Source organism: Bradyrhizobium sp. CCBAU 21365 (assembly GCF_015291305.1).
GTDB classification, from domain to species: domain Bacteria; phylum Pseudomonadota; class Alphaproteobacteria; order Rhizobiales; family Xanthobacteraceae; genus Bradyrhizobium; species Bradyrhizobium elkanii.
On sequence record NZ_CP030036.1, the window covers coordinates 5,155,746 to 5,170,308 of the forward strand.

Annotated in this window: 16 protein-coding genes; all 16 read right to left on the minus strand. The window is 64.3% G+C overall.

What is annotated here, in order from left to right:
- Positions 1 to 10: 10 nt before the first annotated feature.
- Complete coding sequence (locus tag XI02_RS23705) at positions 11 to 1,525, minus strand: NADH-quinone oxidoreductase subunit M (protein WP_016841819.1); 1,515 nt, start codon at positions 1,523 to 1,525, stop codon at positions 11 to 13.
- Positions 1,526 to 3,598: an NADH-quinone oxidoreductase subunit L gene (gene nuoL / locus XI02_RS23710; RefSeq protein ID WP_018271853.1), complete on the minus strand. Its 2,073-nt coding sequence runs from the start codon at positions 3,596 to 3,598 to the stop codon at positions 1,526 to 1,528.
- An 8-nt stretch (positions 3,599 to 3,606) separates the two neighbouring features.
- Positions 3,607 to 3,915 carry an NADH-quinone oxidoreductase subunit NuoK gene (gene nuoK, locus XI02_RS23715; RefSeq protein ID WP_016841823.1) on the minus strand — a complete coding sequence of 103 codons (309 nt, stop codon included), beginning with the start codon at positions 3,913 to 3,915 and terminating at the stop codon, positions 3,607 to 3,609.
- Entirely contained in the window at positions 3,912 to 4,550 is a 639-nt protein-coding gene (locus tag XI02_RS23720) for an NADH-quinone oxidoreductase subunit J (RefSeq protein ID WP_016841824.1), read from the minus strand. The genes nuoK and XI02_RS23720 overlap by 4 nt, the downstream gene beginning before the upstream one ends.
- A 9-nt stretch (positions 4,551 to 4,559) precedes the next feature.
- Complete coding sequence (gene nuoI / locus XI02_RS23725; protein ID WP_018271854.1) at positions 4,560 to 5,054, minus strand: NADH-quinone oxidoreductase subunit NuoI; 495 nt, start codon at positions 5,052 to 5,054, stop codon at positions 4,560 to 4,562.
- Between the two features lie 7 nt (positions 5,055 to 5,061).
- The gene (nuoH, locus tag XI02_RS23730) at positions 5,062 to 6,132 is read right to left on the minus strand and encodes an NADH-quinone oxidoreductase subunit NuoH (protein WP_018271855.1); all 1,071 of its coding nucleotides are present in this window, start codon (positions 6,130 to 6,132) and stop codon (positions 5,062 to 5,064) included.
- Positions 6,133 to 6,142: 10 nt separating this feature from the next.
- On the minus strand, positions 6,143 to 8,218 hold the full coding sequence (nuoG, locus tag XI02_RS23735) for an NADH-quinone oxidoreductase subunit NuoG (protein WP_018271856.1): 2,076 nt from the start codon (positions 8,216 to 8,218) through the stop codon (positions 6,143 to 6,145).
- 7 nt (positions 8,219 to 8,225) lie between these two features.
- Positions 8,226 to 8,714 (minus strand): hypothetical protein, encoded by a 489-nt coding sequence (locus XI02_RS23740; RefSeq protein WP_125459167.1) that lies wholly within the window; start codon positions 8,712 to 8,714, stop codon positions 8,226 to 8,228.
- An 8-nt stretch (positions 8,715 to 8,722) separates the two neighbouring features.
- Positions 8,723 to 10,048: an NADH-quinone oxidoreductase subunit NuoF gene (gene nuoF / locus XI02_RS23745; RefSeq protein WP_016847754.1), complete on the minus strand. Its 1,326-nt coding sequence runs from the start codon at positions 10,046 to 10,048 to the stop codon at positions 8,723 to 8,725.
- A 19-nt stretch (positions 10,049 to 10,067) separates the two neighbouring features.
- On the minus strand, positions 10,068 to 10,292 hold the full coding sequence (locus tag XI02_RS23750) for a hypothetical protein (RefSeq protein WP_016847753.1): 225 nt from the start codon (positions 10,290 to 10,292) through the stop codon (positions 10,068 to 10,070).
- Positions 10,292 to 10,903 (minus strand): NADH-quinone oxidoreductase subunit NuoE, encoded by a 612-nt coding sequence (gene nuoE / locus XI02_RS23755; protein WP_016847752.1) that lies wholly within the window; start codon positions 10,901 to 10,903, stop codon positions 10,292 to 10,294. Before nuoE ends, XI02_RS23750 begins: the two co-directional genes overlap by 1 nt.
- A gap of 41 nt (positions 10,904 to 10,944) precedes the next feature.
- Positions 10,945 to 12,141, minus strand: a complete 1,197-nt coding sequence (locus tag XI02_RS23760; RefSeq protein ID WP_016847751.1) for an NADH-quinone oxidoreductase subunit D — start codon at positions 12,139 to 12,141, stop codon at positions 10,945 to 10,947.
- Complete coding sequence (locus XI02_RS23765; RefSeq protein ID WP_018271858.1) at positions 12,138 to 12,755, minus strand: NADH-quinone oxidoreductase subunit C; 618 nt, start codon at positions 12,753 to 12,755, stop codon at positions 12,138 to 12,140. Before XI02_RS23765 ends, XI02_RS23760 begins: the two co-directional genes overlap by 4 nt.
- Positions 12,756 to 12,765: 10 nt before the next feature.
- Entirely contained in the window at positions 12,766 to 13,311 is a 546-nt protein-coding gene (locus tag XI02_RS23770) for an NADH-quinone oxidoreductase subunit B family protein (RefSeq protein WP_018271859.1), read from the minus strand.
- A 50-nt stretch (positions 13,312 to 13,361) separates the two neighbouring features.
- Positions 13,362 to 13,727 carry an NADH-quinone oxidoreductase subunit A gene (locus XI02_RS23775; RefSeq protein WP_018271860.1) on the minus strand — a complete coding sequence of 122 codons (366 nt, stop codon included), beginning with the start codon at positions 13,725 to 13,727 and terminating at the stop codon, positions 13,362 to 13,364.
- A 214-nt stretch (positions 13,728 to 13,941) separates the two neighbouring features.
- The gene (locus tag XI02_RS23780) at positions 13,942 to 14,457 is read right to left on the minus strand and encodes a MarR family winged helix-turn-helix transcriptional regulator (protein ID WP_018271861.1); all 516 of its coding nucleotides are present in this window, start codon (positions 14,455 to 14,457) and stop codon (positions 13,942 to 13,944) included.
- Positions 14,458 to 14,563 lie beyond the last annotated feature (106 nt).

Consider the following 14,563-nt stretch of genomic DNA (forward strand, 5'->3'; position numbering starts at 1 on the left):
GACGAGGGCCTTACTGGACGGTCAGCGCGGCTGCCTTCACGGCAGTCACGGCGGTTTGGTAATTGTTGACGAGCTGCTGGACCGAGGCGGCCGACATGTCGAGCACCGGCTTCGGATAGACGCCGAACAGGATGGTCAGCGCGATCAGCGGGAACAGCGTCACGCATTCGCGGAAGGTGAGATCCTTGATCGACATCAGCGACGGCTTGACCAGCGCGCCGAACACCACCTTGCGGTAGAGCCAGAGCGCGTAGCAGGCCGACAGGATCACGCCGGTGGTGGCGAAGAACGCGGTCGGCAGCGAGATCTTGAAGGTTCCGAGCAGCGTCATGAACTCGCCGACGAATCCGCTCGTGCCCGGCAGACCGACATTGGCCATGGTGAAGACCATGAAGGTCAGCGCGTAGAGCGGCATCCGGTTGACGAGGCCGCCATAGGCCGCGATCTCGCGGGTGTGCATGCGGTCGTAAACCACGCCGACGCAGAGGAACAGCGCGCCGGAGACGATGCCGTGCGAGACCATCTGGAACATGCCGCCGGCGACGCCCTGCGTCGTCACCGCGAAGATGCCCATGGTGACGAAGCCCATATGCGCGACGGATGAATATGCGATCAGCTTCTTCATGTCCTCCTGCATCATCGCCACCAACGAGGTGTAGATGATGGCGATGACCGACAGCACGAACACGAACGGCGCGAAGTCGTGCGAGGCCAGCGGGAACATCGGTAGCGAGAAGCGCAGGAAGCCGTAGCCGCCCATCTTCAGCAGGATCGCGGCCAGGATCACCGAGCCCGCCGTCGGCGCCTCGACGTGCGCGTCGGGCAGCCAGGTGTGCACCGGCCACATCGGCATCTTCACCGCGAACGAGGCAAAGAAGGCCAGCCACGCCCATGTCTGCATCGACCGCGGCACAGCGGTGTGCATCAGGGTCGGGATGTCGGTCGTGCCGGCGTTCCAGTACAGCGCCATGATGGCGAGCAGCATCAGAACCGAGCCGAGGAAGGTGTAGAGGAAGAACTTGAACGACGCATAGACCCGGCGCGGGCCGCCCCAGACGCCGATGATCAGGAACATCGGGATCAGGCCGCCCTCGAAGAACAGGTAGAACAGCACGAGATCGAGCGCCGAGAAGGTGCCCACCATCAGCGTTTCCAGGATCAGGAACGCCATCATGTATTCGCCGACGCGCTGCGTCACCGACTTCCAGCTCGCGATGATGCAGAGCGGCATGATCGCGGTGGTCAGGATGATCAGCGGCAGCGAGATGCCGTCGACGCCCATGTGATAGGTGATGCCGGTGGCGAGCCAGGACGCCTTCTCGACGAACTGGAAATCGGTCGAGGCCGGATCGAAGCGCGCTACCAGGATCAGCGAGATCGCGAAGGTGATCAGCGTGGTCCACAGCGCGATCCAGCGCGCCGTGCGGCTCGCGGTCTCGTCACCGCCCCGCGCCAGCAGATAGACCAAGATCGCACCGACCGCCGGCAGGAAGGTCGTAACCGAAAGGATGGGCCAGGTTGTCATTTACTGGCCTCCCAAGCCGAACATGAACCAGGTGATCAATCCGGCAGCCCCGATCAGCATCGCGAATGCGTAGTGATAGAGGTAGCCGGTCTGCAATTTCACGACGTTGCGGGTGACGTCGAGCACGCGGGCGGAGACGCCATCGGGACCGAAGCCGTCGATGATGAAGCCGTCGCCCTTCTTCCACAGCGTGTAGCCGAGCCACTTTGCCGGACGCACGAAGATCCAGTCGTACAGCTCGTCGAAGTACCATTTGTTGAGCAGGAACTGGTACAGCATCGGCTGCTGGCGAGCGAGCTCGACCGGCAGATACGGCCTGCGGATGTAGAACAGATACGAGATGAACAGGCCGAGCGCCATCATCACGGTGGGCAGCGGCGCGAGCCAGCCCGGCATGTGCTCCATGTTCTCGAGGATGTGCGGGTTCATCTTCACGGACTCGCGGAAGAACTCCTCGACGCCGTGCGGGTTGACGAACAGCTCCTTGAACGGCAGGCCGGCCAGGATCGAACCGGCGGCGAGCACGCCGATCGGCACCAGCATCCACACCGGGCTCTCATGCGCCGCCTCATAGTGCTTCTGGTCGTGCGGCTCGCCGAAGAACGTCTTGAAGATCAGACGCCAGGAGTAGAACGAGGTCAGGCCGGCGGCCGCGATCGTCAGCAGATATGCATAGGCGGCGAACGGATTATGCGCCGCATAGGCCGCCTCGATGATCGCGTCCTTGGAGAAGTAGCCGGCGAACAGCGGGAAGCCGGTCAGCGCCAGGGTGCCGATGCACATCACCGCGAAGGTGTACGGGATCTTGCGCCACAGCCCGCCCATGTTGCGGATGTCCTGCTCGTGATGCATCGCGTAGATCACCGAGCCGGACCCTAAGAACAGCAGCGCCTTGAAGAAGGCGTGCGTGAACAGATGGAACATGCCGACCGAATAGGCCCCCGCTCCCATCGCCACGAACATGTAGCCGAGCTGCGAACAGGTCGAATACGCGACGATGCGCTTGATGTCGTTCTGCACGAGGCCAATCGTGGCGGCGAAGAACGCCGTGGTCGCGCCGAAGAACATCACCACCGCCTGCGCGGTCGGTGACAGCTCGAACAGCGGCGACAGCCGCGCCACCATGAAGACTCCGGCGGTGACCATGGTCGCGGCATGGATCAGCGCCGACACCGGGGTCGGACCTTCCATCGCGTCCGGCAACCAGGTGTGCAGCAGGAACTGGGCCGACTTGCCCATCGCGCCCATGAACAGCAACAGGCAGGTCAGGGTCAGCGCCTCGGCCTGCCAGCCGAAGAAGTTGATGGTCTTGCCGGTCAGCCCGGGCGCGGCGTGGAAGATGGTCTCGAAATCGGTCGAGCCGACCAGCGCGAAGATCGCGAAGATGCCGAGCGCGAAACCGAAGTCGCCGACGCGGTTGACCACGAAGGCCTTGATCGCCGCGGCATTGGCCGACGGTTTCTGGTACCAGAACCCGATCAGGAGGTAGCTCGCGAGGCCGACGCCCTCCCAGCCGAAGAACAGCTGCACGAGGTTGTCTGACGTCACCAGCATCAGCATCGCGAAGGTGAACAGCGAGAGATAGCCGAAGAAGCGCGGCCGGTTCGGATCCTCGTCCATGTAGCCGATGGAGTAGAGGTGGACGAGCGCGGACACCGTGTTGACCACGACCAGCATCACCGCCGTCAGGGTGTCGACCCGCAGTGTCCAGGCCACCTGCAGGTCGCCCGAGGTGATCCAGGGCAGCAGCACGACGCGCGCGTCATGGTGCATGAAGCCGACATCGACCAGCGTGAACCAGGACAGCGCCGCCGAGACGAACAGCAGGCCGGTGGTGATCAGCTCGGCGAGGCGCGAGCCGGCGGCCGCCGGCTCGGAGACATGGTGATCGTCATGGCCATGGTCGTTATGACCGTGATCGTCATGGGCGGCGGAGGCACGGGCGTCGCCATGCGCGTCGTCGTGATGGTCGACGATATCGCCGCTCGGGCAGCGCGCATGGGCACCGACCAGCGAGATGATGCCTGCGAGGATGGCGCCCAGCAGAGGCAGGAATACGATTGCCTGAACCATAACTGCGCCTAGCCCTTCATCAGATTGACGTCTTCAACCGCGATCGAACCGCGGTTGCGGAAATACACCACCAGCACGGCGAGACCGATCGCGGCCTCGGCGGCGGCCACCGTCAGCACCAAGAGCGCGAACACCTGGCCGACGATGTCGCCGAGGAAGGTCGAGAACGCCACCAGGTTGATGTTGACCGACAGCAGGATCAGCTCGATCGACATCAGGATGACGATGATGTTCTTGCGGTTGAGGAAGATGCCGAGGATCCCGAGCGTGAACAGGATCGCGGCGACCGCGAGATAGTGTCCGAGCCCGATCGTCATTTCACCCACTCCGCCGCGTCGGCATCCTGCAGGCCCTGCCCCGACGCCACCTTGCGCATCGCCATCGCCATCTCGGGCGTGCGCGCGTTCTGCACGTTGATGTTCTGCCGCTTGACCTTGGCCTTGTGGCGCAGCGTCAGCACGATGGCGCCGATCATCGCGACCAGCAGCACCATGCCGGCGAGCTGGAAGTAATGGATGTACTTCGTATAGAGCACGAGGCCGAGCGCCTCCGTGTTGCTGACATTGGTCGGGATCGCCGCGGTGATCGTCTTGGTCACGGCCGGGTTGATTACCCAGGCGCCGACGACGAGCAGCAGCTCGAACATGAAGATGCCGCCGATCACGATGCCGATCGGCAGATACTGGATGAAGCCCTCGCGCAGCTCGACGAAGTCGACGTCGAGCATCATGATCACGAACAGGAACAGCACCGCGACCGCACCGACATAGACCACGATCAGCATCATCCCGAGGAACTCGGCGCCCATCAGGATGAACAGGCCGGCCGCGTTGACGAAGGCCAGGATCAGGAACAGCACGGAGTGCACGGGATTGCGCGAGACAATCACCATGACCGCCGAGGCCACGCAGACCGCAGCAAACAGGTAGAAGAACAGCGCCGGAAGGATCATGCCCTCACCTCACCGGTACGGCGCGTCGAGCGCGATCGACTTCGCGATCTCGCGCTCCCAGCGGTCGCCATTGGCGAGCAGCTTGGCCTTGTCATAGTACAGTTCCTCGCGGGTCTCGGTCGCGAATTCGAAATTCGGTCCCTCGACGATGGCGTCCACCGGGCATGCCTCCTGGCACAGGCCGCAATAGATGCACTTCACCATGTCGATGTCGTAACGCACCGTGCGGCGGGTGCCGTCGTTGCGGCGCGGGCCGGCCTCGATCGTGATCGCCTGCGCCGGGCAGATCGCCTCGCACAGCTTGCAGGCGATGCAGCGCTCCTCGCCGTTCGGATAGCGGCGCAGCGCGTGCTCGCCGCGGAAGCGCGGCGAGATCGGGCCCTTCTCGAAGGGATAGTTCAGCGTCGGCTTCGGCTGGAAGAAATAGCGCATCGCGAGGAAGAACGCCGAGACGAATTCCGACAGCAGAAGCGAGCGGGCTGTTGCGTTGACATTGACACTCATGACGGCCTCACTTCGGCGCGATGCCGGCGAACTGCAGCACGCCGGCCACGATCACCACCATCGCCAGCGACAGCGGCAGGAACACCTTCCAGCCGAGCCGCATCAGTTGATCGTAGCGGTAGCGCGGCACGATCGCCTTCGCCATCGCGAACATGAAGAACATGAAGAACACCTTCAGGGCGAACCAGACGATGCCCGGAATCCAGGTGAACGGCGGCAGGTTGACCGGCGGCAGCCAGCCGCCCAGGAACAGGATCGACGCCAGCGCGCACATCGTGGTGATCGCGACATACTCGCCGAGCATGAACAAAAGATACGGGGTCGAGCCGTATTCGGTCATGAAGCCGGCGACCAGTTCGGATTCGGCTTCGACGAGGTCGAACGGCGGACGGTTGGTTTCCGCCAGCGCCGAGACGTAGAACACCACGAACATCGGGAACAGCGGCCACACATACCAGTTCAGGATGGTGAGCTGCGGCAGGCCGATCAGGTGCGCAAGCCCGCGGGTGTTCTGCGCCTCGACCACCGCCGACAGGTTCAGCGAGCCGACGCAGAGCAGCACGGTGATGATGACGAAGCCGATCGAGACCTCGTAGGACACCATCTGCGCCGCCGAGCGCAGCGCGGCCAGGAACGGATATTTCGAGTTCGACGACCAGCCGGCCATGATGATGCCGTAGATCGACAGCGACGAGATCGCGAAGATGTAGAGAACGCCGACATTGATGTCGGAGATCACCCAGCCGAGATCAAACGGGATCACGGCCCAGGCGGCCAGCGCCAGGATGCACGACACCAGCGGCGCGAGCAGGAACACGCCCTTGTTGGAGCCGGACGGAATCACCGGCTCCTTCAGCACGAATTTCAGGAGGTCGGCGAAGGATTGCAGCAATCCGAACGGTCCGACCACGTTGGGGCCGCGGCGGATCTGCACCGCCGCCCAGATCTTGCGGTCGGCGAGCAGGATGTAGGCGATCGCGATCAGGAGCACGACCAGCAGCAACAGGCTCTCCGCGACCATGATGATCAGCGGCCAGAGGAAGCCGGTCCAGAACGAGCTTGCGAAGAATTCAGCCATCAGGTCACGCTCACTCCGCTGCCGTCAGCATTCGGCCCGACGCCAGCCGCGAGCATTCCGCCATCACGGCAGAGGCCCGCGCGATCGGGTTGGTCAGATAGAAATCCTCGACGGTCGGCTTGAATGCCGCCTTGTCGACGCTCCCGCCCTTGCCTGCCAGCGCCTTGACGTCGTCGGGCTTGCCGGCCTCGATCTGGTCGAGCCGCATCAGATGCGGGTAGGCCTTGAACATAGCCTGACGCAGCGCCTGCAGCGAGTCGAACGGCAGCTTCTTGCCGAGCACGTCGGACAGCGCGCGGATGATCGCCCAGTCCTCGCGGGCCTCGCCCGGCGGGAACGCGGCGCGGTTGGCGATCTGCGCCCGGCCTTCGGTGTTGACGTAGATACCGGACTTCTCGGTATAGGCCGCGCCCGGCAGGATGACGTCGGCACGATGCGCGCCCTGGTCACCATGGGTGCCGATATAGACCACGAAGGTGCCGTCCGGCGCCTTGATCTCGTCGGCGCCGAGCAGGAACAGCACGTCGAGCGTGCCGAAGGTCGTCATCTGCGCCGAGGTCAGCCCGCCCGCCGCCGGCGAGAAGCCGATATCGAGTGCACCGGCGCGCGAGGCGGTATCCTGCAGCACGGCAAAGCCGTTCCAGCCGTCCTTCAGCGCACCGACGTCGACCGCGAGCTTGGCGGCCTGCGCCAGCACCGCCGCGCCGTCATGCCTGGTATAGGCGCCGGCGCCGACCAGGATGATCGGGTGCTGGGCCTTCTTCAAGACGTCGGCAAAGGAGTGCTTGCCCGCCACGAGATCGGCCAGCGTATCGGTGCCCGCGCCGAGATAGTCGTGGTCATAGGTGAAATCGGCCTTGGCGCCGATCATGCCGACCTTGAGCCCGCCGGTGCGCCAGCGCTTGCGGATCCGCGCGTTCAGCACGGCGGCTTCCTTGCGCGGATGCGAGCCGACGATCAGGATCGCGTCGGCCTGGTCGATGCCGGCGATGGTCGGGTTGAAGATGTAGGAGCCGCGGCCCGCCTTGGCGTCGAACGCGTCGCCGCCCTGCACCGCCAGATTGACCGAGCCGAACTTCGCGAGCAGCTCCTTCAGCGCGTACATTTCGTCGACCGCGGCCAGATCGCCGGCGATCGCGCCGATCCGCTTGCCGTCGCTGCGGCCGGCCTTGGCGGCGATGGCAGCAAAGGCTTCCTGCCATGTCGCCGGCCTGAGCTGGCCGTTCTCGCGCACATAGGGCCGGTCGAGGCGCTGCGTGCGCAGGCCGTCGACGACGTGCCGGGTCTTGTCGGAGATCCACTCCTCATTCACCGCCTCGTTGATGCGCGGCAGGATGCGCATCACCTCGCGGCCGCGGGTGTCGACGCGGATCGCAGATCCCACGCCGTCCATGACGTCGACCGACTGGGTCTTGCCGAGCTCCCACGGACGCGCGGCGAAGGCGTACGGCTTCGAGGTCAGCGCGCCGACCGGGCAGATGTCGACGAGATTGCCCTGCAGCTCCGAGCTCAGCGCCTGCTCCAGATAGGTCGTGATCTCCATGTCTTCGCCGCGGCCGGTCGCGCCCATTTCCGGCGCGCCGCAGACTTCGGCGGAGAAGCGGACGCAGCGCGTGCACTGGATGCAGCGGTTCATCGAGGTCTTGACCAGCGCGCCGAGATACTTGTCCTCGACCGCGCGCTTGTTCTCGGCGAAACGGCTGGTGTCGACGCCGTAGCCCATCGCCTGGTCCTGCAGATCGCACTCGCCGCCCTGGTCGCAGATCGGGCAGTCCAGCGGATGGTTGATCAGCAGGAACTCCATCACGCCTTCGCGCGCCTTCTTCACCATCGGTGAACGGGTCGAGATCTCCGGCGGCTCGCCCTTCGGGCCCGGACGGCAGTCGCGCACGGCCCAGGCGCAGCTCGCGACCGGCTTCGGGCCGCCCTTCACCTCGACCAGGCACATCCGGCAATTGCCGGCGATCGACAGCCGCTCGTGATAGCAGAAGCGCGGAATCTCGGCGCCGGCCGCCTCGCACGCCTGCAGCAGCGTGTACTCCGGCGGCACATCGATCTCTTTGCCATCGACGATGATCTTGCTCATGTCTGTCTCAAGTCTTTCCGAGCTTGCAGTCCGGCGGTGCGACGCTCGCGGTTTTCAATGAGGTCTTCACCCATTGCTGGGTGTCGGCGCCGTAGGTCGCGAGATACGCAGGCTGCGCCTGGTTCTTCTCGCAGAGGAACGGCAGATGCGGTTTCAGGTCGTAGTCACACGATGCCTGCCATTCGCGCTTTTCCGCGAATGCGGCAAAGGTCTCCTCGCAGGCATAGAGGAAGTACGAGACAAAACTCTCATATTGGGACCGCTCTTCGCGACCGGCGGCCTTGATGGCCTCGTAGTCGGGCTGAGCGAACTTCGGATTCTGGAATGCGAGATCGGTGTAGCCGAGAAACGCCGAACGCGCGCTGGAGGCGCGGTTCGAGGTGCGGATTTCGTTGATCTGCAGCAGGATTGCAACAAAGCCGAGCAGCGCTACGGTCGCCTGCGCCATCTGCGCAAGCGTCCCGTATTTCTGCCACCATGCGGCCTGTTGCGTCATCGCCAGCATTACTCCGCAGCTACCATGTGCATGGGATCGCGCACGCCCTGATCGTCGAGATCGGCCTTGTGCGAATACTGGTCGATGCGCTCTTCGATCTCGTGACGGAAATGCGCGATCAGGCCCTGGATCGGCCATGCCGCGGCGTCGCCGAGCGCGCAGATGGTGTGACCCTCGACCTGCTTGGTAACCTCGAGCAGCATGTCGATCTCGCGCTTGTGGGCGCGGCCCTCGGCCATGCGGGTCAAGACGCGCCACATCCAGCCGGTGCCCTCGCGACACGGCGTGCACTGGCCGCAGCTCTCATGCTTGTAGAAATAGGAGATGCGCGCAATCGCTCGGATCAGGTCGGTCGACTTGTCCATCACGATCACCGCCGCGGTGCCGAGGCCCGAGCGCAGCTTGCTCAAAGAGTCGAAATCCATCGGCGTGTCGATGATCTGCTCGGCCGGCACCATGCGCACCGACGAGCCGCCGGGGATCACTGCCTTCAGATTGCCCCAGCCGCCGCGGATGCCGCCGCAATGCTTCTCGATCAGCTCGCGGAACGGAATCCCCATCGCCTCTTCGACGTTGCAGGGCCGCTCGACGTGGCCGGAGATACAGAACAGCTTGGTGCCGACATTGTTCGGCCGGCCGATGCCGGCGAACCAAGCGGCGCCGCGGCGCAGGATGTCCGGCGCGACCGCGATCGACTCGACGTTGTTGACGGTGGTCGGGCAGCCATAGAGGCCGACATTGGCCGGGAACGGCGGCTTCAGCCGCGGCTGGCCCTTCTTGCCCTCGAGGCTCTCGAGCAGCGCGGTCTCCTCGCCGCAGATATAGGCGCCGGCGCCGTGCGCAACATAGATGTCGAACGGCCAGCCGTTGACGTTGTCCTTGCCGACCAGCTTGGCCTCATAGGCCTGGTCGATCGCCGCCTGCAGCCGCTCGCGCTCGCGGATGAACTCGCCGCGGATATAGATGTAGCAGGCATGCGCGCCCATCGCGAAGCTCGCGAGCAGGCAGCCTTCGACCAAGAGATGCGGATCGTGCCGCATGATCTCGCGGTCCTTGCAGGTGCCGGGCTCCGACTCGTCGGCGTTGACGACGAGGTAGCTCGGACGGCCGTCCTTGGATTCCTTCGGCATGAAGGACCACTTCATGCCGGTCGGGAAGCCGGCGCCGCCGCGGCCGCGCAGGCCGGACGCCTTCATCTCGTTGATGATCCAGTCGCGCCCCTTGTCGATGATCCCCTTGGTGCCATCCCAGGCGCCTCTGCGGCGCGCGCCCTCGAGGCCCCAATCATGCAGGCCGTAGAGGTTCTTGAAGATGCGGTCCTTGTCGTCGAGCATGCTCAAAACTTTCCGAACATCACCGATTGGCTTGCGAATAAGCGAGCCCGGCGGCGCAGCCGCCGAACACGATGGCCCACAACAGGCTGGATTCCAGCGTGGCGCTCAGGCCGTAGCGTTGCAGCAGGAACATGAAGCCGGCCGCGACAGCGGTATGCAGGGCGATCGTGCGCCAGGCCTTCATCGCAGCGCCCCTTCCTGCCTTGTTTTCCTGCCCGTTTGCCAGCACCTGAAAGCCCCGCATCAGGTGGTTTCCTTCAGCGTCGTCGGCCCGCCCGCGGGCGCCGAGAACTGACGGTCGATCTGCGGGCCCGGCTTCGGCGGATTGCCGGCGGCAAAGCCGTCGAGCACCTTGCCGAAGCTTTCCTTGGTCAGATCCTCATAGGTGTCCTTCCAGATCAGCACCATCGGCGCGTTCACGCAGGCCCCCAGGCACTCGACTTCTTCCCAGGAGAAGTTGCCGTCCTTCGACAGCTGGAAGGGATCGTGATGGATGCGGTGCTGGCAGACCTCGATCAGGTCGGCGGCGCCGCGCAACCGGCACGGCGTGGTGCCGCACACCTGCACATGCGCCTTCTTGCCGACCGGCGAGAGCTGGAACATGGTGTAGAAGGTCGCGATCTCCAGCATGCGGATATGCGGCATCTCGAGCAGGTCCGCGACGGCGCGGATCGCCGCTTCCGAGACCCAGCCGTCATGCTGCTCCTGCACGCGCCACAGGATCGCGATCGCGGCCGAAGCCTGCCGTCCCGGCGGATACTTCTCGATCTGCTTCTTGGCCCAGGCGAGATTCTCGTCCGTGAACGTGAAGCTCGCGGGCTGCAATTCCTTCGGGGCAAGGCGGCGGACGGACATCGATCAAACTCTCATTGCGCGCGGTGCGGATGCGGACATCGTCACCGGTCGACCTCGCCGAACACGATGTCCAGCGAGCCCAGGATGGCGGAAACGTCGGCCAGCAGATGGCCCCTGCAGATGTGATCCATCGCCTGCAGATGGGCGAAGCCCGGCGCGCGGATCTTGCACTTGTAGGGCTTGTTGGTGCCGTCGGCGACGAGGTAGACGCCGAACTCGCCCTTCGGCGCCTCGACCGCGGCATAGACTTCGCCGGCCGGCACGTGCACGCCTTCGGTGTAGAGCTTGAAGTGATGGATCAGCGCTTCCATCGAGCGCTTCATCTCACCACGGCGCGGCGGCGCGATCTTGTTGTCCTCGACCACCACCGGACCCTGCCCGTCGGGTGCTTTGAGCTTCTGGATGCACTGCTTCATGATGCGCACCGACTGGCGCATCTCTTCCATGCGGATCAGATAGCGGTCGTAGCAGTCGCCGTTCTTGCCGATCGGAATGTCGAAATCCATCTCGGCGTAGCACTCGTAGGGCTGCGACTTGCGCAGGTCCCAGGCTGCGCCCGAGCCGCGCACCATCACGCCGGAGAAGCCCCACTCCCAGGCTTCCTTCAGCGGCACCACACCGATATCGACGTTGCGCTGCTTGAAGATGCGGTTGCCGGTGAGCAGCCGATCGAGGTCGTCGACCACCTTGAGGAACGGATCGCACCACGCCTCGATGTCGTCGATCAGCTTCGGCGGCAGGTCCTGATGCACGCCGCCGACACGGAAGAACGCCGCGTGCATGCGCGAGCCCGAGGCGCGCTCGTAGAACACCATCAGCTTCTCGCGCTCTTCGAAGCCCCACAGCGGCGGGGTCAGCGCGCCGACGTCCATCGCCTGCGTGGTGACGTTGAGCAGATGCGACAGGATGCGGCCGATCTCGCAATACAGCACGCGGATCAGCTGGCCGCGGCGCGGCACCGTGATGCCGAGCAGCTTTTCCGCCGCGAGGCAGAACGCATGCTCCTGGTTCATCGGCGCGACGTAGTCGAGCCGGTCGAAATAGGGAATCGCCTGCAGATAGGTCTTGTGCTCGATCAGCTTCTCGGTGCCGCGGTGAAGCAGCCCGATATGCGGATCGACGCGCTCGACGACTTCGCCGTCGAGCTCCAGCACGAGGCGCAGCACGCCGTGCGCCGCCGGATGCTGCGGCCCAAAGTTGATGGTGAAGTTACGAAGGTTTTGCGGCTGTTCATTCATGGCTTCGGCTCCGCCTTGGCCTTTTCATCGCCGGGCAGCGGATAGTCCGCGCCTTCCCAGGGCGAAAGGAAATCGAACTTGCGGAATTCCTGGTTGAGCCGGACCGGCTCATACAGCACCCGCTTCTCCTGGTCGTCGTAGCGAACCTCGACGAAGCCGGTGAGCGGGAAATCCTTGCGCAGCGGATGGCCGTCGAAGCCGTAGTCCGTCAGCAGGCGGCGCATGTCCGGATGACCGGTGAAGATCACGCCGTAGAGGTCGTAGGTCTCGCGCTCGAACCAGTCGGCGCCGGGGAAGACGCCGATGATCGACGGCACCTGCGTGGTCTCGTCGGCTTGCCCGCGCAAACGGATGCGCGTGTTCAGCGTCGGCGACAGCAGATGGTAGACGACGTCGAAACGCTTCTCGCGGCTCGGATAGTCGACCGCGGTCACGTCGGTGACGTTGACGAAGCGGCAGCCGGGATCGTCACGCAGAAACCTGGCGACGTCCACGATTCTGCCAATCTCGACGTCGATAGTGAGTTGATTGAACGCGACCGAGTGCGCCGTGGCCGCGCCCGGAAGCGCGCTCACGATCGTCTGCCCAAGGGCGTCGAGCTTGCCGTCGTCCATACCTGAAACCTTAGCGTTCAATGGTGCCGATACGGCGGATCTTCTTCTGCAGCAGCAGCACGCCGTAGAGCAGCGCTTCCGCCGTGGGCGGACAGCCCGGCACGTAGATGTCGATCGGCACGATGCGATCGCAGCCACGGACCACCGAATAGGAATAGTGGTAGTAGCCGCCGCCATTGGCGCAGGAGCCCATCGAGATGACGTAGCGCGGCTCCGGCATCTGGTCGTAGACCTTGCGCAGCGCGGGCGCCATCTTGTTAGTCAGGGTACCCGCGACGATCATCACGTCGGATTGCCGCGGCGAGGCACGCGGTGCGAAGCCGAAGCGTTCGACGTCATAGCGCGGCATCGAGACCTGCATCATCTCGACCGCACAGCAGGCGAGACCGAAGGTCATCCACATCAGGGAGCCGGTGCGCGCCCAGGTGATGAGGTCATCGGCCGCGGCGACGAAGAAGCCCTTGTCGGACAGCTCGTGATTGACCTCGAGGAAAAACGGATCATTGGCGCCGACCGGCTTGCCGGTCGACGGATCAAGAATACCCTTCGGAGCCATGGCGATCTCTGATTTGGCTATCGCCGGCCGGGAGGTTGCGGCGGTGGGGCTCAATCCCATTCGAGCGCGCCTTTCTTCCATTCATACGCAAACCCGACCGTCAGCACGGCCAGGAACACCATCATCGACCAGAACCCGGTGGCGCCGAGCTTTCCGAACGCCACGGCCCACGGGAACAGGAACGCCACTTCGAGGTCGAAGATGATGAAGAGGATCGCCACCAGATAGAAGCGGACGTCGAACTTCATGCGGGCGTCGTCAAAAGCGTTGAATCCGCATTCATAGGCGGACAGCTTTTCCGGGTCCGGCGATTGGAACGCGACCAGGAACGGCGCGATCAGGAGCGCCAGACCGATCAGGCTCGCAACTCCGATAAAGACCACAAGTGGAAGATAATTCTGCAGGATGCCGGTCATCGGCGAGGCCTTCTTGCTGCGGTTTCGGACGTGCCGCAGATTCGTTGATTGGAATTGTTCTTGAGGCTTTAGCGCAGCGCAACAGGGGGCGCAAGACAAGCTATTTTGACGCTTTTACCGTCCTTCCCGCGGGCTCTTGGCCTCATCAGGCGGATGCGCTTGCCTCCATGGGCAACGCTGCGGCGGCCATCCTGTGCCCTGCGCTCTTGCCATATCAGCCCAGCCCCCGTTCGGCCGCGAGCATCTCGGCGGCGGTCAGGGTGAGCCGATCGATGTGTCCGAGCAGCAGCTCGAGATCCCCTGGCGCAAGCTGTTCCAACAGGCGCCGGTTCCGCTCCTGCGCGCCGGCCACGATGGCATCATGGGCGGCCAGGCCGGCCTTGGTAAGCGAGACCAAAGTCTCCCGGTTGTCGCGCGGATTGGCTGCCTTCGTCACCAGCTTGCGCGCCACGAGCTCGGCGAGTGCCCGGCTGATCTGCCCCTTGTCCATGCCGACGGCCTCGGCGAGCCGCACCACACTCATCGGCGGCCGCCGGCCGAGCGAGGCCACCAGGCCGAACTCCACCGAGGACAGGCCGGTCAGGCGCTTGTAGCGCAGCATCGCGCCGCGCCTGAGCAGGTTCGCCAGCACCATCAGCCGCGACGACATCATCGCGGTGATCGGCGCCAGTTCGGAATCGACAACGGCCTCCGGCGGCAAGGCCCTCTCAGTCCTGAGCTTCTCGGTCATCACCAACCTCTGCCAACAAAGCCGCGCGCTGCCAAGCTGAACGATATCGTTGACATTGTCATCGATCTATCGTTGACTTGGTCAACGATAGATCAGCCGCCGGCAC